Source organism: Picosynechococcus sp. NKBG042902, from assembly GCF_963864045.1.
GTDB lineage: Bacteria > Cyanobacteriota > Cyanobacteriia > Cyanobacteriales > MRBY01 > MRBY01.
In genome coordinates this window covers 1-20,063 of record NZ_CAWLTV010000062.1, presented here as the reverse complement: position 1 = coordinate 20,063, position 20,063 = coordinate 1, and the positions used below count along the sequence as shown (strand labels likewise).

General features: G+C 47.9%; 20 protein-coding genes. 11 read left to right on the top strand and 9 right to left on the bottom strand.

All coding sequences use genetic code 11. The features are described 5' to 3' along the window. The first annotated feature begins 34 nt into the window (after positions 1 to 34). Positions 35 to 1,444: a serine/threonine-protein kinase gene (locus tag AACR41_RS04660; RefSeq protein ID WP_030007546.1), complete on the top strand. Its 1,410-nt coding sequence runs from the start codon at positions 35 to 37 to the stop codon at positions 1,442 to 1,444. Between the two features lie 9 nt (positions 1,445 to 1,453). Here the strand turns inward: AACR41_RS04660 and AACR41_RS04655 are convergent, their stop codons facing one another. Continuing rightward, positions 1,454 to 2,518: an ABC transporter ATP-binding protein gene (locus AACR41_RS04655; RefSeq protein ID WP_030007545.1), complete on the bottom strand. Its 1,065-nt coding sequence runs from the start codon at positions 2,516 to 2,518 to the stop codon at positions 1,454 to 1,456. 251 nt (positions 2,519 to 2,769) lie between these two features. On the opposite strand from AACR41_RS04655, the gene rsfS reads away from it, so the two are divergent. The 5 genes from rsfS to AACR41_RS04630 all read left to right on the top strand — a co-directional run bounded on the left by rsfS (position 2,770) and on the right by AACR41_RS04630 (position 7,850). After that, positions 2,770 to 3,153, top strand: coding sequence for a ribosome silencing factor (rsfS, locus tag AACR41_RS04650; RefSeq protein WP_045442200.1), 384 nt, complete (start codon positions 2,770 to 2,772; stop codon positions 3,151 to 3,153). Between the two features lie 525 nt (positions 3,154 to 3,678). Next, positions 3,679 to 4,521 (top strand): pentapeptide repeat-containing protein, encoded by an 843-nt coding sequence (locus AACR41_RS04645; protein ID WP_030007543.1) that lies wholly within the window; start codon positions 3,679 to 3,681, stop codon positions 4,519 to 4,521. A gap of 90 nt (positions 4,522 to 4,611) precedes the next feature. After that, positions 4,612 to 5,937 carry a Mur ligase family protein gene (locus tag AACR41_RS04640; protein ID WP_030007542.1) on the top strand — a complete coding sequence of 442 codons (1,326 nt, stop codon included), beginning with the start codon at positions 4,612 to 4,614 and terminating at the stop codon, positions 5,935 to 5,937. A gap of 45 nt (positions 5,938 to 5,982) precedes the next feature. Beyond that, positions 5,983 to 6,483 carry a hypothetical protein gene (locus AACR41_RS04635; protein ID WP_030007541.1) on the top strand — a complete coding sequence of 167 codons (501 nt, stop codon included), beginning with the start codon at positions 5,983 to 5,985 and terminating at the stop codon, positions 6,481 to 6,483. After that, positions 6,471 to 7,850: an O-antigen ligase family protein gene (locus tag AACR41_RS04630; RefSeq protein ID WP_223209939.1), complete on the top strand. Its 1,380-nt coding sequence runs from the start codon at positions 6,471 to 6,473 to the stop codon at positions 7,848 to 7,850. Before AACR41_RS04635 ends, AACR41_RS04630 begins: the two co-directional genes overlap by 13 nt. Here AACR41_RS04630 and pgsA read toward each other — a convergent pair. Next, positions 7,767 to 8,291: a CDP-diacylglycerol--glycerol-3-phosphate 3-phosphatidyltransferase gene (pgsA, locus tag AACR41_RS04625; protein ID WP_030007539.1), complete on the bottom strand. Its 525-nt coding sequence runs from the start codon at positions 8,289 to 8,291 to the stop codon at positions 7,767 to 7,769. The genes AACR41_RS04630 and pgsA overlap by 84 nt on opposite strands. Before the next feature lie 55 nt (positions 8,292 to 8,346). On the opposite strand from pgsA, the gene AACR41_RS04620 reads away from it, so the two are divergent. Together AACR41_RS04620 and AACR41_RS04615 are read left to right on the top strand one after the other, a co-directional pair. Beyond that, positions 8,347 to 8,916, top strand: a complete 570-nt coding sequence (locus tag AACR41_RS04620) for a nicotinate-nucleotide adenylyltransferase (RefSeq protein ID WP_030007538.1) — start codon at positions 8,347 to 8,349, stop codon at positions 8,914 to 8,916. An 80-nt stretch (positions 8,917 to 8,996) separates the two neighbouring features. Beyond that, positions 8,997 to 10,073 (top strand): pentapeptide repeat-containing protein, encoded by a 1,077-nt coding sequence (locus tag AACR41_RS04615; protein ID WP_052349688.1) that lies wholly within the window; start codon positions 8,997 to 8,999, stop codon positions 10,071 to 10,073. A gap of 63 nt (positions 10,074 to 10,136) precedes the next feature. Here AACR41_RS04615 and AACR41_RS04610 read toward each other — a convergent pair whose 3' ends face one another. Genes AACR41_RS04610 through dapB form a run of 3 tightly spaced genes read right to left on the bottom strand, consistent with a single transcriptional unit; the run spans position 10,137 to position 12,529 of the window. Further along, the gene (locus AACR41_RS04610; RefSeq protein WP_030007536.1) at positions 10,137 to 10,853 is read right to left on the bottom strand and encodes a hypothetical protein; all 717 of its coding nucleotides are present in this window, start codon (positions 10,851 to 10,853) and stop codon (positions 10,137 to 10,139) included. Between the two features lie 3 nt (positions 10,854 to 10,856). Beyond that, positions 10,857 to 11,687, bottom strand: coding sequence for a transposase (locus tag AACR41_RS04605; protein ID WP_030007535.1), 831 nt, complete (start codon positions 11,685 to 11,687; stop codon positions 10,857 to 10,859). A 14-nt stretch (positions 11,688 to 11,701) separates the two neighbouring features. Continuing rightward, on the bottom strand, positions 11,702 to 12,529 hold the full coding sequence (gene dapB, locus AACR41_RS04600; protein WP_030007534.1) for a 4-hydroxy-tetrahydrodipicolinate reductase: 828 nt from the start codon (positions 12,527 to 12,529) through the stop codon (positions 11,702 to 11,704). A 92-nt stretch (positions 12,530 to 12,621) separates the two neighbouring features. Here dapB and AACR41_RS04595 point away from each other — a divergent pair, with 92 nt between their 5' ends. The 3 genes from AACR41_RS04595 to AACR41_RS04585 all read left to right on the top strand — a co-directional run bounded on the left by AACR41_RS04595 (position 12,622) and on the right by AACR41_RS04585 (position 15,400). Then, complete coding sequence (locus AACR41_RS04595) at positions 12,622 to 13,953, top strand: adenylosuccinate synthase (RefSeq protein ID WP_012306510.1); 1,332 nt, start codon at positions 12,622 to 12,624, stop codon at positions 13,951 to 13,953. Positions 13,954 to 14,008: 55 nt separating this feature from the next. Then, entirely contained in the window at positions 14,009 to 14,302 is a 294-nt protein-coding gene (rplY, locus tag AACR41_RS04590; RefSeq protein WP_012306511.1) for a 50S ribosomal protein L25, read from the top strand. An 87-nt stretch (positions 14,303 to 14,389) separates the two neighbouring features. After that, the gene (locus AACR41_RS04585; RefSeq protein WP_030007533.1) at positions 14,390 to 15,400 is read left to right on the top strand and encodes an aspartate carbamoyltransferase catalytic subunit; all 1,011 of its coding nucleotides are present in this window, start codon (positions 14,390 to 14,392) and stop codon (positions 15,398 to 15,400) included. Between the two features lie 16 nt (positions 15,401 to 15,416). Here AACR41_RS04585 and AACR41_RS04580 read toward each other — a convergent pair whose 3' ends face one another. From AACR41_RS04580 to AACR41_RS04565, 4 genes are all read right to left on the bottom strand, one after another. Next, positions 15,417 to 17,402 (bottom strand): alpha-amylase family glycosyl hydrolase, encoded by a 1,986-nt coding sequence (locus AACR41_RS04580; protein ID WP_030007532.1) that lies wholly within the window; start codon positions 17,400 to 17,402, stop codon positions 15,417 to 15,419. 109 nt (positions 17,403 to 17,511) lie between these two features. After that, a complete protein-coding gene (locus tag AACR41_RS04575) occupies positions 17,512 to 18,387 on the bottom strand; it encodes a carbohydrate kinase family protein (protein ID WP_030007531.1) in 876 nt (291 codons plus the stop codon). A 14-nt stretch (positions 18,388 to 18,401) separates the two neighbouring features. Then, a complete protein-coding gene (locus AACR41_RS04570) occupies positions 18,402 to 19,235 on the bottom strand; it encodes an HAD-IIB family hydrolase (RefSeq protein WP_030007530.1) in 834 nt (277 codons plus the stop codon). Continuing rightward, positions 19,228 to 20,063 (bottom strand): HAD family hydrolase (locus tag AACR41_RS04565; RefSeq protein ID WP_030007529.1); only part of this gene is annotated, 836 nt, incomplete at its 5' end. The genes AACR41_RS04570 and AACR41_RS04565, both read right to left, overlap by 8 nt.

The following is a 20,063-nucleotide window of genomic DNA, read 5'->3' as shown; positions in this document are numbered from 1 at the left end:
TCAGTTTAGGTGTGAGCCAAGCGTTACAGAGATTATGATTGGGCAGTTACTCGATGGCCGCTATCGCATCGTCAAATCCTTAGCGGCGGGGGGCTTTGGGCAAACTTTTATCGCCGAGGACATCAAACAATTCAACAAGCCCTGTGTCGTTAAGCAGTTTAAACCCAGTTTTTCTGATCCCGAAGCCCTGAAGGTAGCGCGGCGGCTTTTTGAAGCGGAAGCCCAACTGCTCAATCGCCTGGGCGATCATGATCAAATTCCCCACTTGCTCGCCTATTTTGAAATCAATCAAGAATTTTTCCTGGTTCAGGATTTTGTTGAAGGCCATAGCCTCGAACGGGAAATCACCGTTGGTAAAAAACTCAGTGAAGCCTATGCGATCGCCCTGTTAAAAAGTATCCTCGAACCCCTCAGTTTTATCCATAGCCAGAACGTAATTCACCGGGATATTAAACCCGCAAACCTGATTCGGCGGAAACAGGACGGCAAAATTGTTCTGATCGATTTCGGCGCTGTGAAAGAACTGGCAGGCACCCAAATTAATGCCCAGGGTCAAACCCGTGTCGGCACCATCATTGGCACCCCTGGCTATATGGCCAACGAGCAAGGCCGGGGCAAACCCAAACTCAGTAGTGATATTTACGCCACAGGCTTGATTATTATCCAGGCCCTGACCGGGAAGCTCCCTCCCATGGGTTATCGTAGTGGCGACGAGCTCTACGAAGATCCCCAAACTGCAGAGATTCTTTGGCGTCAAGATGCCCAGGTTAGCCCAGAATTTGCGGCGATCCTAGACCAAATGATTTGTTTCGATTTCCGCAGTCGTTACCCATCGGCCATGGCCGTAAAAGCCGCTCTCCAATCCCTGACGGGGGCCGCCCAACCCATCGCCAAGCCAGCCATTAATCTCCAAAAAACGAATTTGCAGGAAGCAGCAGTGCCCGCAACGGTGGTGAGTGGTGGCTTGGGTCAAAACATTCAAGGACAAGCGCCCCTCGCCGCTCCCCCAAAAACCCACTGGGCGAAGTTTCTGTTCCGTGCCGTGCAACGGTTTATCGGGGTGTCTTTGCTAATTATGGGGCTGCCGATTGCGATCTATGGTCTTGTGGAAGGAGTCAATGAAAATGTCTCCCAGGAGGACCGCGAAGGGGCGATCGCCGCTTTTATTATTTTCGGGGTTCCCTTTACTGGAACAGGCTCATTTATGCTGTGGCGGTTAAATCGCCAAGTACGGAAGGAAAAGTTTGACTCCGACTGGCTGCGGCAAAATTTCTACCAAACCCTCAGTGAGACCAATGGCGAAGTGACGGTGCTTCGTTTCGCTCAAAGTACCCAGCTTTCCGGCAAAGAAGCACAAAAATATCTCGATGCCAGGGCCAAGGAATTTAATGGCACGACCCGGCGATCGCCTGATGGGGAAATTCTTTATTCTTTTAAGCTCTAGCCCAAATTTTTAGGACGCGGCAAATACTTGGGGGGTCGCCGATTGGATCTTAATTTTGACCCGCGACCCGACGGGAACCAATTGGTTGACTCCCATGCGGGCATGGAGACATTTCCCCGAATCTGTCTGGAGACAATAGCGGTATTCCCGGCCCAAAAATTGCCGCTCCTTCACAATTACCGGGGATTCTGGCTGGGGAATCAATTCCAATTCCTCCTCCCGCACCATTAATTCTCCCTCGGCGGCCTGTTCTGGGGGGGCGATCGCCACTTTAAATTCACCGATCTCCGTGCGCCAAACCCCACCAATCCACTGGGCTGGTAGAAAATTCGCATGGGTGACAAATTCCGCCACAAACCGAGAGGCCGGGCGGGTATAAATTTCCTCCGGTGTGCCCAACTGCTCTAAATTCCCCTGGCGCATCACCGCAATACGATCCGAAATGGCCAGCGCTTCCTCTTGGTCGTGGGTGACAAAAATCGCCGAAATTCCCGCCGCTTTAATAATTTGGCGAATCTCATGGCGGAGGTGATGGCGCACCTGCACATCCAAATTACTCAGGGGTTCATCTAACAAAATCAACGAAGGACGGGGCGCCAGGGCGCGGGCAAGGGCGATCCGTTGCTGTTGCCCCCCAGATAGCTCGTGGGGATAGCGCTTTTCTAGGCCCGCAAGTCCCACTAAATGCAAAATTTCCTGAATTCGTTGGCGAATTTCCTGGCGGGAAAATTTGCGTTCACGGTGGCGCAACCCAAAGGCAATGTTATCGGCGATGGTGAGGTGGGGGAACAGGGCGTAGTCTTGGAAAACCATCCCGGTATTCCGCCGCTCTGGGGGAAGGCAATTTTCTGGGGTACTAACGGGTACGCCGTTGAGAATAATTTGTCCTGCGCTGGGCTGCTCAAACCCGGCGATTAAGCGCAGTAACGTCGTTTTACCGCAACCGGAAGGCCCTAAAAGTCCGAGAATTTCCCCCTGTTTGAGTTGAAACTGAATATCTTTGACCGCTGGTAGATCTTGGGCACTGAAACGTTTACAAAGACTTTCGACACGTAGGATGGGGGAATCATTCATGGGGGTTTAACGGTGACTCTAATGGCAGGGCCTTGAGACAATTCCCAGAGGCGATCGCCAATCAATTAAGAACTATTCTCAACTGCTGCATCATAACATAGGAATATTTAGTTTGATCGATCAACGGCAAGATATTTTGCACAATCGAGGGAAAGTGCCTTTGTTCTCCCTGGGGTGCTGTGGGGGAGATTCCACGGTAAGCTAGAAGAACAATTATTTTTGCTCTATTGATATTCACAACAGAACCGTTAATGACTCTACCGAAAACCCTTGAAGCCCATGAAAATGGACGTTTAGTCTGGGATATCGCGGCTGCGGCCGATGACCGGAAAGCCGAAGATATTACGATTTTGAAGGTAGATCAAATTTCCTATCTGGCGGATTTTTTCGTTGTGGTGACAGGATTCTCGCGGACTCAGGTGCGGGCGATCGCCGATGCCATCGAAGAAAGATTAGAAACAAAATATGGCAAAGTGCCCCTACGGATGGAGGGCAAAAGCGAAGGGATGTGGATTCTCCAAGATTATGGCGAAGTGATTGTACACATCTTCCTGCCCCAGGAACGGGAATTTTATAACCTCGAAGCCTTCTGGGGCCATGCCGAACGCATTGAATTTGAGCCTGCCCTTCCTTAGATTTTTTGAGATGAAGCGTCAAGGGTATCTTTTTAAAAGCCTGGACTCTTTCTCGTAATTAATTAAATTAGTTCTGATCAGGATCGCAATGGTGCGTTAGTCGCCGTTGCGATATATTACGCTTGCCACTTATTTTCTCAGAAAAATGCTGCGTGACGTTCCGATGGAGGGGCGATTAATTCTCCTCCCAGAAATCACAAAAGGCTTTATCTCTTTACAGTTAAACCCAGCTAAAAAACGATTTTTCAAGGCTTGTTGATGACTTTTGCTTAGTGAAAAATCAATATTTCTTTAAGAAGAAATGTAACAGTAGATCTCAGTTTTTAAGGCATTTCCAACCCCAGAGAAAGTTATTAAGTTTCCCAAAATCTTCGTGAATTTTTTTGGCGATCGCCCCGGAGATTCCCTTTTAAGAATTTTTTAAGATATAGAATAAACGTGAATTGAAATAGCAGCCCATCACCGTGATTCTGTCCAGTCATGGCATGGAATTAGCGCTATTTTTTGTTTTGTGGGTCGAAATCCATGAATGTTCAACAATTACTACGCGCCTACGAACATGGGGAACGAAACTTTGCCGGGATTAATCTGCAGGGAGCCGATCTCCGGGGTGAGGCATTAATTGGCGTCAACTTTCAAGGGGCTAACCTCATGGGTGCGAATCTGAGTCGAACATTTTTACTAAAAGCAGATTTGTCTGGGGCGGCATTAAATTGGGCAAACCTCGCCCATGCCAAACTAAACGATGCCCAGCTTGTTGGTGCAGATTTAACGAAAGCGACCTTAGACGGGGCTTTTATGGTCAACGCTCAATTGGTCGAAGCGCGTTTGTGTGGAGCCAGCCTAGACCATACCAATCTACGGGGTGGGAATCTCCGGCGGGCTAATCTGTGCGGCGCGAATCTCGCCCGGGTGAACCTACGCCAGGCAAACTTAAATCAGGCAAATTTAGCTTGGGTCAATGCCCAGGAAGCACGCCTCGGCCATGCGGATCTCCAGCACGCTAATTTACACCATGGCAATTTTAGCCGCGCTTTTTTACGGGATGTGAATTTGCTGGGCATGGATTTAGCAGGGCTAAATTTTTCAGGGGCGAAACTTTATGGCGCTAATCTCCGGCAGGCGAATCTCCAGGGGAGTAATCTCGTCGAAGCCAATCTAAAGCTCGCCTGTTTAGTCGAGGCAGATCTGCGGGGAGCAAAGCTCGTCGGGGCAAAATTAGAAGGGGCAGACCTGCGGAATGTGCTGCTCGAGCCAGAAAATTTAGCGTATTTACCGGGAATTGATCGTCCGGTGCTGGCTAATTTGACCTATCACTCACCCAATGCCCATGGGGGCTGGCAAGGTTTACCCCAGGCCGTTGGTTAGTTGTCAATGGAACCTCGCCCAGAGATAGGCAGGGACTGCAAGTTCTGTTATGTTTAAGGACTTAGACAGTCTGGGAGACAGCCGAAGGAAATGGCTATTTTGCGCAGTGTACGGTTGGCGATCGCCTGTGGTTTAGGCAAAACAATTACAGCGCTGGTACGGGGCCTCAAGCTCAGTGCGGGTAGTGTCTTACCGGGGGCGATCGCCCGACGCATTTTTCCAGAGATTCTGCCGGATCTGTTCCAACAGGCGAAAAAAGGCGTCATTTTGGTGGTGGGCACAAATGGTAAAACCACGACTTCACTCTTAATCAAAGCAATCCTCACAGCCCAGGGCTATAAGCTCGCCCACAATGCTACCGGGGCAAATTTGATCAATGGTTTAACGACGGCCCTCCTGGAACACGCGAATCTTTTTGGCCAGCTCGACATTGACTACGCGATCCTAGAAGTGGATGAAAATATTATTCCGATCCTCCTCAAAACCTGCTCCCCGACCCATATCCTCGCCCTCAATTTATTCCGTGACCAACTCGACCGTTACGGCGAAGTCGATACCATTAGTCAGCGTTGGCAACAGGCGATCGCCCCCCTCCCGCCGGAAACCACGATTATCGTCAATGGCGACGACCCGACCCTCAATGATCTGGGGCAAAACCTCAGCCAAACGGTGAAATTTTTTGGCCTTAATGAACCAGACCTATACCTAGAGGCCATCCCCCACGCTGTCGATTCCATTTATTGTCCCCGCTGCGGTGCACCTCTCACCTACAAAGGCGTTTACCTCTCTCACCTCGGCGATTACCACTGTGATAGTTGCGGCTTTGCCAAAAATCCCTTAGATATCCATAGTCCAGACTGGGGTCAAATCCTCATCGGCGTTTACAACAAATACAATACCCTTGCTGCCGCTCTCTTGGCGGAAACCCTGGGCATTCACCGGGACATCATCAACGAGCAGATTCAGTCGTTTAAAGCAGCCTTTGGTCGGGCGGAAGAATTAACCGTCCAAGGAAAACCGGTGCGGATTCTGTTGTCAAAAAATCCCGTGGGCATGAACGAAACAGTCCGCGCCGTCACTGATTTACAGCAGCAAGGGAAAACGAGCACCGTCCTCGTCGTGCTTAACGACCGCACCCCCGACGGCACCGATGTGTCCTGGATTTGGGATGTGGATCTCGAAAAGCTCACCCAATCCCCCGGCAAAATTATCATCAGCGGCGATCGCACCTACGACATGGCCCTGCGGCTGTGCTATTGCGAAGGGGAAGCCGAATTAATTGTGGAACCGGATTTAACAAAAGCCCTCGACCAGGCGATCGCCCTTAGTCCAGCCGAGCAAACCCTCCATATCCTGCCCACCTATTCAGCGATGTTAGAGGTGCGCCAAATGTTGACGGGCCGCAAAATTTTGTAGGCTAGCAAAAATAAATTCTGCTCTCCAGCGCCACCGTTTTTTTTGATGGATACCACGACGCAAATTTTGTTTGAAACTGGCAAGGATGCTTTTCTTCAGGGGGAATATCGCCAAAGCATCGACTATTTCCAGCGCACCGTTGCAAATCTACCTCCCTATTCCCGCGAATCTGGGGAAGTGCAACTCTGGCTTGTCAGTGCGTACCAGGCGAACAATCAAGGGGAAAAGGCGATCGCCCTCTGCCGTGAACTGATGACCCATCCCTTTACTAGCACTAGCCAACGGGCCCAGCGGCAACTGTATATTCTCGAAGCCCCCAAACTCGAACGGCCTAAAGAGTGGCTCACGGAAATCCCCAGCTTGGATAATCTTGATCCGGCAAAATCGCTCTATGTCGAAGGCAAGAAAAAAATGGAAACCAAAGCACTTGCCATCGAGGATTTGGAAGATCTATCCCAAATCGAAACCCAGGATAATCAGTTTCTCTGGTGGGCTTTGGGCTTGGGTCTCGTGGGCTTGACCAGTTGGGGCATTTGGGGCGGTTAGAATCTCCAGCAATCCAAGAAGGGTGGGGTGGTGCGGTAGGATTTGAAAGCTGTGGCTCCCTTCCCCTCGGTATGATCAAACATTCGTCAGCCTCAACTTTAGAATATTTACCACCCCTAACAGAACTGGGGATGGTTCTCCTGCCGATCGCCCCTGGCTGGGGGGTTGCTTGTCTGGGGATTCAAATGATTATGTTGTTAAAACAGGCTGGACGACAGCTATGGCAGCAACCGTTAACTTGGATTTTTGGGGCCATTTCAATTTGGCTATTTGGAGTAACGGCGATCGCCCCCTATCCTTTGGAATCTTTGTTGGGGGTTGCTAACTTTGTCCCATTTTTCCTAGTTTTTCTCGCTTTCTCGACCCTCTTCAATACCCTGGAACGTTTGGAGCGCTTGGCGTGGCTGATTGTGGCTCCTTCTTTGGCGATCGCCGTTTTAGGTTTAGGGGAGCTTTGGTTTGGCTGGCGGACGCCCCCTCTGATTTGGCAACTGTTTGGCTGGGGTTTGACAGGGGAAGGAAATCCCCCCACGCGGTTGTCCTCCACGTTTATGTATGCCAACATTTGCGCCGCCTATCTGCTGATGGCTTTTTTATTGGGGGTGGGGCTGTGGTTGCGGGATTTCGCTTGGGGAAAGTTACGGCAGTCCCGAATTTTTCTCTATCTCACCGTGACCCTACTCCTCGATGGTGTTGCCCTGATTTTGACGAATTCCCGGAATGTCTGGGCGATCGCCTTTTTAGGGCTGTTTATCTATGCCATTTATGTGGGCTGGTGGTGGATTTGTGGCTTTGCAACGGGCTTCGGTACCGCCATTCTCGGCGCATCTTTTGGCCAAACCCCCTGGCGGGATCCCCTGCGTCAGATTGTGCCTTACTATTTTTGGGGACGTTTATCGGATCAAATGCACCGTGGCCGTGCCATCGAAGATCTCCGCATTACCCAATGGCAGTTTGTCCTAGACATGATTCGTCAGCGGCCTTTGACGGGGTGGGGCATCCGCAGTTTTACCCCCAGCTACGAAGTGGCGATGAACCGTTGGCTGGGCCACCCCCACAATTTTTATCTGATGCTCACTTCTGAAATTGGCATTCCCTTCGCGGCTTTACTGATCGGTACTATTGGCTGGCTCTATGCCCAGGGAGTGTTGGCCTGGCGCAGGTTATCTGATCGGGGCAATCGCCTCCTCCTATTTAGTTATCTGATGGCCTTTGGCGGTTATGTTTTGTTTAATACCCTTGATGTGACGGTGCTCGATTTGCGTTTAAATCTATTTACTTGGTTACTCCTGAGCGCGATCTGGGGTGTGGGGCAGCAAGTAAATCAGGCCGGAAATCAAGGTCAGAGCGACAGCCAGCCAGAATAAACCGAAAGCCAATATTTCCCCTTGGGCGGTAATTGGGTAAATTAACAAGGCGATCGCCGCAATTTGGGTCACTGTTTTCGCTTTTCCCCAGAGATTTGCCCCCTGAATTTTCTTTTCCCCGGTGACGCGCCAACCAGCAATGGTCAGTTCCCGCGCCAAAATCAAGAAAACACCCCAAGCAGGAATTTGTTGTAGATGAACCAAAGATAATAGCGGCGCTGTGACTAGCAGTTTATCCACGAGGGGATCAAGAAATTTGCCTAAATCTGTCACCTGATCCAGTTTGCGGGCTAAATAGCCATCCAGCCAATCGGTCAGGGCCACGACGAGAAAAATAATTAGGGCAATGAGGCGTAGTCTCGGCGTCGGATTTTCTAACAGAAATAAGAGGAAAGGCACACCCGCCAATCGAGAAACCGTGATCCAAGTGGGTAAATTCATATAAACTTCTCAGAACAACCTAACCTCCCATCATGTCACACCAATGTCTGTTTCCATGACACGCGTTGCCCTCTTTGGTACCAGTGCTGATCCACCTACGGTGGGCCACCAAGCGATCCTCCGCTGGCTCAGTGAACATTACGATCAAGTGGCGGTTTGGGCTGCCGATAATCCCTTTAAAAAACATGGGGCATCCTTGGCTCAACGGTCGGCGATGTTGCAGTTGGTGATCGAAGATTTAGGTTGCGACAATGTTCTGGTGGATGAACGCCTCAGCGATCGCCGCAGTTTACATACTCTCCAGCGCGCCCAGACTATTTGGGGTCAAGAAACAGCATTTTTTCTGGTAATTGGCTCTGATCTAGTCAGTCAAATTCCCCGTTGGTACCGGGCCAAGGATCTCCTCCGACAAGTTACTCTCCTCATCTTTCCCCGCCGGGGCTACCCTCTCCAACCAGAAGCACTCCAACAACTAGAAGCCCTCAAGGGTTCCTGGGAAACAGCGACCTATGTGCCACCCTCGGTTTCTTCCAGTGAATATCGCAGTGAAGGCAAACAAAAGACAGTTATTCCCGCTGTTACTGAATATATCCAGACCCACAATCTGTACCAAGAGCTTTCTTGAGTCGTTTAAAAATTACGCATCAGTCGGGGCGGTCAATAAACCTTAACTTGCGTAAATCGCAAAGGAAACTTATAGTATTCATGAACTTGTTTTTTAAAATTGTTAAAAATCGTTTATTTATTATTTGTTCAACAACTTTTATTATTTTTCTGCTTGCTTTGCATTCAGATGAAGACTGGAGGAAAAATCCCAGTACATTTGATGTTAGTGCTCCATTTGATTGGAGATTAGTAGAGATTTTTCTAGGACAGTTAGAAGCTATAGCTATTACTTCTGCTGCCATTCTTTATATTTGTGAGACTTCTGATAGAAAACGTCAGTCTATATATGAAGCCTGGCAAGTCATTGACAACTCCTATGCAAGTAATATGGAGATGAGCTATGCAAGAATTGAGGCCTTAGAATTCTTAGTTAAAGAGAAGGTCTCGTTAAGCGGTATATCTCTATTTGATAAGAGTAACAACCTAGCCTTTAACCTGACTAACATTAATCTTGAAGGAGCAGATTTAACTGGCTCAAATCTAACTAATGTAAATCTAACTGGTGCAAATTTAAAAAACGCTATTCTTTATAAAGCTTGCTTATCTTCTGCAAATCTCGAGGGAGCGGATTTAACGCATTCTGATCTGAGAGAGGCCAAACTCAAAGGTGCCAATCTTAAGAAAGCTATTTTAATTGGTGCAAGCTTACAAAAAGCCGAACTTCAATCGCAGTTAGATATACCAGGTTCATCGGAACCAGAAAGGGTTAAGATGCTGCAGTCGATTATAAGCATAAGCCATGGAGTTCCTTTGAATCAATTAAGTCGGAGTCAGAGGATAATAGGTTTTAAAAATCTGATTAGTAGTGGTGCGTATTTGAAAACGACTAAATTGGAGGAAGCAGATTTAACCTATTCAAATCTTGAAGAAGCTAATTTAGTCGGAGTTGATTTCAAAAATGCTAATTTGACGAATGCCGATCTTAACCATGTAAGATTTACTTCAAGCTATGGAATACCTGATCCATTATATTTGGCAAATACACCGATCAATGTTGTCGATGCTGTTAGTATTAGCCCAAATTATGAGGGAGCTATTTTTCAAAATACACAACTTTCTCAAGATCTTTCACAAACTGAACAGACAAAATGTTCTGTTTATAAACCCAGAAACTAAATAATTTTCCCCGACTATTATGAAAGTTGTTTTTATAGATAGGCACACTGAATTAATACTTATTTAATAGTTTCTTGAAAAACGAGTTGTAGGCCGTTTTGGATAGGGTCTTGGGGGAGGATTATTGGGATTTTTGCTGTAGCGTACCCGCAGTTGTTCCCGCACATCCCAAAACACATCCCGTCGCAAATAGGGATATAGCCCCACCCAAAGATTCAGTCGAGGTACATAGGCATCCGTCACCTTTAGTTTGGGGCCGAGATTGCGCTGATTCGATAACACCAACAGTTCAACGGCTTGGCCTGGTTTGAGGTTGCGATGGATGGGGGCGACTGGGGCTTGAATGCGGGCCAAATAGCCTTCTTTGTCACCGACTTCTAAGTTAATGCGGCGTTCTCGATTTTCGACCCGCAACAAACGGCCAAGTTTATCGACTTCTTCCTGGGTACGGACAATTTCTTCGGTGAGGTAAACATCGAGAATCTTGCCCCGCCAAAAAAAACAGTAGGCTTGCCGCCGATATTCTGCGTTTTTCAGACTGGCTGAGTAGATGGGCGACCAAAACCAATACAAACCACCAATGATTTGGGTCAGGAGCCGCAGGGAATCGGTTTCTCGCAGCAAGAGGCCCAGTAAATAAAACAAGACCACCAAAATAAAGGAGATTAGGGCGCGTCGTAAAAAATCTTCGGTTTTCCCCCAGTAGTATTGGTATTGCTCGGCGCTGGCGACCAGGGGAATCAGTTGTTCAAATTTCTCTTGGGTAATGGGAATGAGCATTGGTTAATCTTGGGTGCCCTCTTGTGGCGATCGCCCTTGATGATCCTGAATGATTTTGGTCACCGCTTCAACAGAATCATCGACAATCTCGGCAATTTCCTCCACCGAAAAATTCCTTTGTAAAAGACGAAGTACAACTGAAATTTCTTTTTCTCGCTGACCTCGACGCTGACCTCGACTAAGAATTTCGTTATACCAAGGCGATTCCCGAAGTACAGTCATATCCCACCTCATAATTTGTTGAACAAGGGGCAGATCCAATACAAAGCTAGCAAAAAAGGCCAACAGCGGCTCCAATTCATCGAGTCGTTCTTCTTGACGGAGTTGGTGAACCGCCTCTCGAATTAAGCTTTCATCATTCCCCCCGGCAAGAATCGGAACAAAGGGCAACAATGAGGTTAGGGATTGGGCCAAAACCAAATTAGCTTCCACCTCCCAAAGATTAATCACCTGATAGTCCTGCCTCGTTTGTAACCCTTTAAACACCGCTTGGTAGGAAGTCGGAATCTGGGGTTTGCTTGCCGGGGGCAGAATATTGATCAGTACTGGGTAAACGGGCAAGTTGAATTTTTCCCGCGCTAAGGCTGCATAGACCGTCATCCGACGGGGCATCTGGGCGGTATAACGCAACTGCAATTCGTTGAGCAGCAGAAAATCGCCATCCTGGGGACAGGTCACGCGCAACAGCACATCGCTATCCCGGCTGACCCACTGGAATTGGGGATCGATAAGTTCCTGGGCCTGGAGCGTTTGATCCCCCATGACCCACTGCACCCAGGCATCAGGGTTAAGACTAATGAGACGTTTACTGCCAATATCGGCGGATTTAGCCATAATTTTGGCAAGTACTACAGGATATTTTCTAAGCCGTAAACAAGGGTATTTAACTCAGTCACTTTACGAATCGAGAGCAGTACACCGGGCATATAACAGGAGCGATCGCTGGTGTCGTGGCGTAGGGTATAGATTTGACCAGGAGCACCGAAAATCATTTCCTGGTGGGCGATTAGACCAGGCAACCGAACGCTATGGATGCGGATATTATCTTCGGTGACAGCTCCCTTTGCACCGGGCATCTCTTCTTTTTCTTCTACTTCAGCGGGATTGAATTGCTTGCCGAGTTCCGCCAACATCTGCGCCGTTTTAATCGCAGTGCCACTGGGGGCATCGGCTTTTTGGTTGTGGTGTAGCTCGATGATTTCGACGTGATCAAAATATTTAGCGGCCTGTAATGAAGCCTGTTGCATGAGGACGACGCCAATGGAAAAGTTGGGAATAATCAATGCTCCGGTGCTGGCTTTTTCGGCAAATTCCTTGAGGTCATTGATTTGTTCTGCGCTTAATCCTGTGGTTCCCACAACAGGACGCACCCCATAGGCGATCGCCGCGCGCGTATTCGCATAAACCCCACTGGGATGGGTAAAGTCCACCATCACCCCTTGGATTTTGCTCTGGGTCGCCATGACCAGGGAAGCCTCTAAATCATTCACAATGGGCACTTCAATCGCACCACAGCCCGCAACTTCCCCTGCATCCTGACCGAGGAGCGCCGGATTTTTATCCACAGCAGCGACAATTTCTAGATCCGCTGCCCCAGCCACTGCTTTGACCACTTCCCGGCCCATTTTGCCACCGGCACCGTTGATCACCACTGGGATTTTGTTGATATTTTCCATGACTTCCCTTAGAAAACTTTTTTAAAAAGCTTGACACAAGATCGCCAAAGTCACAATAATTGAAGTTTGTGTGAATTAGAGTAGACAAACCCTTGGCTAACGTAGTTGTCATTGGTGCCCAATGGGGTGACGAAGGAAAAGGAAAGATCACGGATTTACTGAGCAAATCCGCCGATGTTGTCGTGCGCTCCCAAGGGGGCGTGAATGCAGGACACACCGTCGTTGTGCAGGGACAAACTTTTAAGCTTCATCTAATCCCTTCCGGCATTTTATATCCAGATACCGAATGTATCATCGGCTCAGGGACGGTCATTGACCCGAAAGTCCTCCTCGAAGAAATTGATCAGCTCCACCGTCTGAATGTTTCGACGGAAAATCTGTTTATCTCCCAAACCGCCCACGTGACGATGCCCTACCACCGTTTAATCGATGGGGCCTCCGAAGAAATGCGCGGCGATCGCAAAATTGGCACCACCGGACGGGGAATCGGCCCAACCTATGCCGATAAGTCCGAACGGACGGGAGTACGAGTTCTAGACCTCATGGATCTTGATAACTCCCAAGACAAATTTGTTTGGGCGATCAAATACAAAAACGTCATTCTCGAAAAACTCTACGATCTGCCTCCCCTAGATCCCCAAGAAGTCATCGAAGAATATCGCGCCTATGCCGATGCGCTACGTCCCCACGTCGTAGACAGTTCCCTTAAAGTTTTTGAAGGCGTCAACGCGAAGAAAAATATCCTCTTTGAAGGCGCCCAGGGCACACTCCTCGATATTGACCACGGAACCTATCCTTACGTCACCTCCTCTAACCCCATTGCTGGGGGGGCTTGTGTGGGTGCTGGCATTGGCCCCACCATCATTGACCGCGTGATTGGCGTCGCTAAGGCTTACACCACAAGGGTTGGCGAAGGGCCGTTCCCCACAGAACTCGACGACGAGATCGGTGAACTCCTTGGCCATGTGGGTGCAGAATTTGGGACAACCACGGGACGGCGGCGGCGCTGCGGCTGGTTTGATGCCGTTATTGGACGTTACGCGGCACGAATTAATGGCCTAGATTGTCTAGCGATTACTAAACTAGATGTGCTCGATTCCCTCGACGAAATCAAGGTCTGTGTGGCCTACGAAATCGACGGGGAAGCTTGTGAACACTTCCCGAGTAATGCTAATCTGTTTGCTCGTTGCCAGCCGATTTACAAGACAATGCCCGGCTGGAAACAGCCCACGAGTGATTGTCGTTCCCTCGATGAGTTGCCCAAGGAAGCGCTTGCCTACTTGAAATTCCTAGCAGAACTAATGGACGTGCCGATCGCCATTGTTTCTCTAGGAGCAGGTCGAGAACAAACGATCATCGTCGAAGACCCAATCCATGGCCCCAAACGGGCTTTGTTGGATCGTAACGGTGAACCCATCGGCTAAGCCTGCTATTTTTTAACTTTTTATTTTCTAACGCTATTTATTTAGGTTATTTCCCATGTCTTTAACGATTGAATGTCAAGCTCGCCCTGAAGGGGTTAACCCCCGTGCACTCCGCCGTGACGGCCTCCTACCCGTCAACCTCTATGGCCATAAGGGTGCTGATTCTGATGTTTTTGTGGTGAACTACAAAGATGCCCTAACGTTGCTGAAAAAAGTGACCCCCAACGAAACCGTAGTTGAAGTCAAAACCCCCGATTGGTCTGGCACTGCGGTTGTGCGAGAAATCCAGTCCCACCCCTGGAAGCGGAACTTGCTACACCTCAGCTTTTTCCACACGGATGCTGCGTAAGGACACCTAATTTGATTGGTTAAGATGGGGAGGGCGTCACAGAAAGTGCCCTCTTTTTTTGTGGCTTGATAGTGAATGGGAACAGTTATGACAACGGCAACGGCCATCTGGACAAGGCGACATATTCTGTCACTGATGGATTTTTCGGTGACGGAACTGGATGCGGTACTGCAGACGACCACTAGCTTACGGGATGTCTTATTTCGTCGCATGAAGAAGGTGCCTGCGCTGCAAGGGCAGGTGGTCACAAATATGTTTTTTGAGCCATCGACCCGTACCCGGAGTAGTTTTGAGTTGGCGGCGAAACGGCTTTCGGCGGATGTGATGAATTTTGCGCCGGGATCTTCGTCCCTGAGTAAGGGGGAAACGATTTTGGATACAGCGAAGACTTATCTGGCCATGGGGGCAGACATTATGGTGATTCGCCACCAGCAATCGGGTGTTCCCCAGGCGATCGCCGCCGAGATGGATCGGATAAATTCAGGCGTCAGTATTCTCAATGCGGGGGATGGACTCCACGCCCACCCGTCCCAAGCCCTATTGGATCTGTTTACCATTTGCCGGGGACTCGATCCCGAAAATCCCCGGTGTGAACTTTTGCGGGGCAAAAAAATTGCCATTGTCGGGGATATTATGCACTCCCGGGTGGCCCGCTCGAATATTTGGAGTTTGACCACCGCTGGGGCCGATGTCCACTTAGCCGCGCCGCCCACTTTGCTCCCAGAAGGATTTCGGGAATTTGCCACGGACGCCGCGGGAAGCCTCAAGCTCCACTGGGACATTGAACCTGCTCTCAAAGACGCCGATTTTGTGATGACCCTCCGCCTGCAACATGAGCGGATGACCGCCCATCTCCTCCCCAGTTTGCGGGAATATCATCAACGGTTTGGCATTACAGGCGATCGCCTTAAATTTTGTCAACCAGATGTTAAAGTGCTCCATCCGGGGCCTGTGAATCGTGGCGTGGAACTCGCCTCCGATGTGATGGATCATCCCGCCCTCAGTCTTGTTTCTGAGCAGGTGACCAATGGCGTTGCTGTGCGGATGGCGTTGCTTTATCTCATCGGTAGCAGTAAAGCCAATGGTTCTCTCAATTAGTTCTTGGCGCAATAACCTATAGCAAAGTTGTGGTCAGACTCGGCTGCATTTTACTCAACCAATAAAACTGGAACGGTGCCAGCACAAGTTGTTTTTCAAAAATTTCCGGTGCATTTTGACTGTATAAATCAATCAATAAATCCTGGTCATGGCAATCAAAAGGATGACAGGCTAAGTGACTAAGATCTAAATTTTGGTATTCCGGTGAAAAATTTCCAATGACTAAAATATGATCCCGTTTATTGGGACTAATGCGCACAAACCCAAATAGGTGCGAATTATCAATGGATAACAGTTGACGATTATTGAAATCAGCAAAGGCAGGAATTGCTTTACGTACTGCGATCAGGTGTTGTAAAGCAGAAAAAATACGGTGTTCAATGGTGCCTTCAATGTGTCGTAGTTCTGCTTTTTTCCAATTAATTTTCGGTCGATGGGCCCAGCGGGTATCATTAGCTTTACTCAAATTTCCTACGTAGGAATAGTCATTTAAAGTGCCAATTTCATCGCCATAATAGATTAGTGGAATGCCCCCAAAGGAAAAAATAATACTGTAGAGTAACAAAATATGTTTGATAATAATCGCGATTTTTTGCTGGTCGTTGGCCTCAATAGCTGTTTCTAAGCCCATTAAAGACGTTAAAGTACCAGAAATACGGGCATCGTCATTTTTAGAATTTTGACCAAATAGTAAACCTCTCGCATCGGTGCCTTCAAATTGGCCACAAAAATAGTCAATGAGAAACCGTCGGTGGGATTTTGGGTCATAGCCAGCCTGGGCAATATCTGCATCGGTAAACCCCAGACCAATGTCATCATGGCAGCGGATATAGTTGAGCCAGGTGGCGCGGTCCAGCTTTGCTGGAATATTTTTGAGTCCTTGGATTAACAGTTTGGCGTTCTTGGTGGCGGCGGCATCCCACAGGAGGGCCATGAGCGTGGCATTATAGGCAATTTCACATTCTTTGGCGTTGATCGCATCTTCTCCGAAATACCGCACAATTTCTACAGGGGCAACGATCGCCTCGGCAATGAAAATGACCCCTGGGGCGGTAATTTGGCAGCAGTCTTTGAAGATCTGCAAAATCATGTGGGCTTCTTTTTCGTTTTGACTCTGGCTGCCGATCTTTTTCCATAGAAAAGCGACCGCATCGAGCCGCAGCACATCAACACCTTGGTTGGCCCAAAAAAGAATAATATCGACCATTTCAATGAGCACCGCCGGGTTTTGATAATTAAGATCCCATTGGTAATTGTTAAAAACAGTCATCACCCATTTTTGTAATTCTTCATCCCAGGTGAAATTACCCGGAGCCGTTTCTGGAAAAATTTCTGGAAGATTTTTTTCAAACATGTCGGGAATATCCCGCGTGTCGAACATATAATAATATTTCTGATATTTTTTGTCCCCTTTACGTGCTTTTTGCGCCCATTCATGTTCATTTGAAGTGTGATTAATCACAATATCAAGGGCCAATAAAATTTCCTTTTGGCGAAAGATTTCAACGAGGTGTTGTAGATCCTGGAGGGTGCCAATTTTAGGGTTGATTTGTCGATAATTACTGATGGCATAGCCACCGTCGCTGGCATGGCGAGGGCACTCTAATATCGGCATAATGTGGATGAAGTTAACCCCTAATTCGCTGAAATAGGCAACGCGATCGCCGAGGTCTTGGAGATCATCGGCAAAGCCATCGGCATACAAAGTCATGCCGACCCATTGAGATTCCAGAAACCAGTTAAAGTTTTTTTCCCGCGCTAGATCAGTCTGCTTAAATTCTGGCGATCTCCCAATATATTGATAGGCCATTACTTCGACCAGTCTTAGCAGTTGCGCTTTAAAATCTGAGCGGCGACCATAGAGTTTATAAAAGAGGGCAAAAAGGCTGTAGAAATTGGCACCTAGACGGGTATAAAAATGACTTAATTCTTGTTCTTTGAGTTCGGGCCTTAATTGATCCAGAATCTCATTTAAAATCGAATGGGAAAACTGTTCGTACATAGCCCGAAACCTAAAGTCTAAAAAATTTAACCGTATTTATAGTAAAGCAAAGATGCTTATGGGAAATCGTTCGAGAAAAATTAAACGAACCTTGGGTTATTTCCGGGAATTATAACCGCCAGGCCTGAATAAAGGGTTGATAAAAGTGGGGATCTTCACTCACAGCCCCCCGAATCCCCACAACGGCACTGGCAAAGACTTGCGCCCGTTCTAGGGTTAGAGAAGGGGGCCAATCCGATGTCAGACCCAGTAAACAGACACTACAAAAGGCATCCCCAGCACCGACTGTATCGACCACGGGGGTATTTTTTTGAGGTGAAATCTGTTGGCGATCGCCTTGGGTGTAGAGACTCGCGCCAGCTTCTCCCGTCGTTAAAATAACTTGTTGCAGTGAATCCTGGCTCAACAAATAATTAATCGCAAGGTCAATCGAAGCAAATTCAGGCGTTAATAACGTTAATTCTTCAGTATTTAATTTCACATATTGACTAGCAGCTAGGGCAGAATTGATCATTGCTGCTGTCCACCAGGGTTGGCGCAAATTAACATCAAAAAAAATCTGGTCTGCTTGTTGTTGAAGTACCCTGAAACTGCCTTGAGAAACTGCATTTCTTAGGGCTAGACTACCGTGGTAAAGCCAAAAATCAGCTCCTAAAGATGGAAACTGTTGACTATCAATAAAATCATAGGCGCAGTCGGCGGTAATTTCATATTGGGGTTGACCCTTTTCAAGGGTGACTTTAACGATTCCGGTGGGATGAATTTCATCTATTTGGAGGCCAGCAAGGGTCATCTGCCAAGCCTGCATTTTGGTTTGAATTGCTAATCCAAGATCATCCGCACCAATCCGAGAAATTAACAAAGGATTGGCCCCAAACGCCTTTAGATGCCAGGCCACATTGAAGGGAGCGCCCCCCAGCTTTTTATCATTGTCGGGAAAAATATCCCATAACACTTCACCAAAAATTACAATATTTTTTGCCATAGTCAAACGTTTCCTTAGGTGGAATTAAGCCATTGTTGATATTCAGGAAAGTAATAAAAAATGCCCTCTAAAATTCCAGCACTATAATTGCCATTCATACCTAAACAATTACCCTGAGCAAAATAAAGTGAGGCTTGATCATGGGCATTTTGAAGCTTTTTTCTTAATTCTTGGGGGGCATTGGCCACAAGCACCGCAGGAATGGGACTGCTTAAAACTGCCTCATCATTGCCGCTATCCCCAGCAAAAATCGTTTGGGTTAAAGAAAATTTTTGGGTAGCCATCAAAAAAGAAATAGCTTGATATTTATTCGCTTGGGAAGGCAAGATATCTAATAAGCCTATTTGCTTTTCTTCATCAACGCTCCAGATTAAATGGGTGGAAAAATTATGTTTTTCTAAAAGTGCTTGGATCTCAATTAATAATTGTTGACTATCTGCTTGAAGATCGACATAATAGCTCAGTTTATAGTGGCTTTGTTTGGCTGATTCCTGGAGTTGGAGAGCCGGGTGATTGGCAAGGCGGTGATGGATGGCGATCGCCCCTTGTTTTGGCCAGTCCGTCGCGAGGTGTTCATCCCAGATTTGCCAGCGATGCCATTGGGAATTTTGCCAAGTATAAATACTGCTACCCACATCGGCGATCGCAAATTGGGGGTGTGGCAGTTGATAGTCTAAAATCGCCTGATCAATTAAAGCTAAATGGCGTCCCGTGACATAGGCTAAAGTTACTTGGGGCTGGGCAACAAATTGACGGAAATAAGCCCTTGCCTGGGGAGATTCTGGGGCGGCACCATTGGGAATCAAAGTGCGATCTAGATCAGTACATAACAGCAAGCGATCAGTCATGATTTTGTCCCGTCGCACGACACAATTCTAAGAAATTGTAGTGGGCTAAACCATCTAAAATGCCAGCCGCAAATTCTTTTTCAGAAAAATAAATTGGTTGAATATTGTTTAAATCCGAAAGCTCTTCCCGGTGGCGATTTTTAACGACCACAGACAAACTATTGCCTAACATCATGTCTTCATCGGCCCCGGAACCACCCACCGTTAGAATGCGGTTGAGGGGAATTTCCCACTGTTCTGCAAACCAGCGTAACCCGTAACCTTTTGAGGCGCGAATCGGCACGACATCAAGGTATTGACCAAAGGAAAACATGACATTTACGGTCTGATCATTTTTAAATAAAATGCGTTTTAATTCTTCAACACTAGGGGCGATCGCCGGATCGTAAAAATAGCTAATTTTAAAGGTGCTTTGGAATAATTTAGGTTGAAGCTCTAACCCAGGTAAATCCCCTAAAAGATCCACCACCCGTTGACGATTCCAAAGATAATTAATGTGATTTGACCAAGCTCGATCGGGCGTCAATTGAGGGGCGTAGTAAATTTCTGTGCCGAGGCTCGTCATCAACACATCCGGTTGGGGAATATTGTGTTCCCGCAAAACCTTGAGGGCCGCATCCAAACGCCGGCCAGTGGCAATACAAAAGGCAATTTCCTTACGGTGCTGATTGAGCAAATCCACCAATGCTTGCAGGGCAAGCGGATCCCCCACCAAATTCTGATCGATGGTCGAAACAATCGCTCCCTGGTGATATAAGGCCGGGCGACGGGCGATCGCCAATTCCTGTCGGGACTCCGTGCGGTTCAAAATCGACTGCACCACTTCCA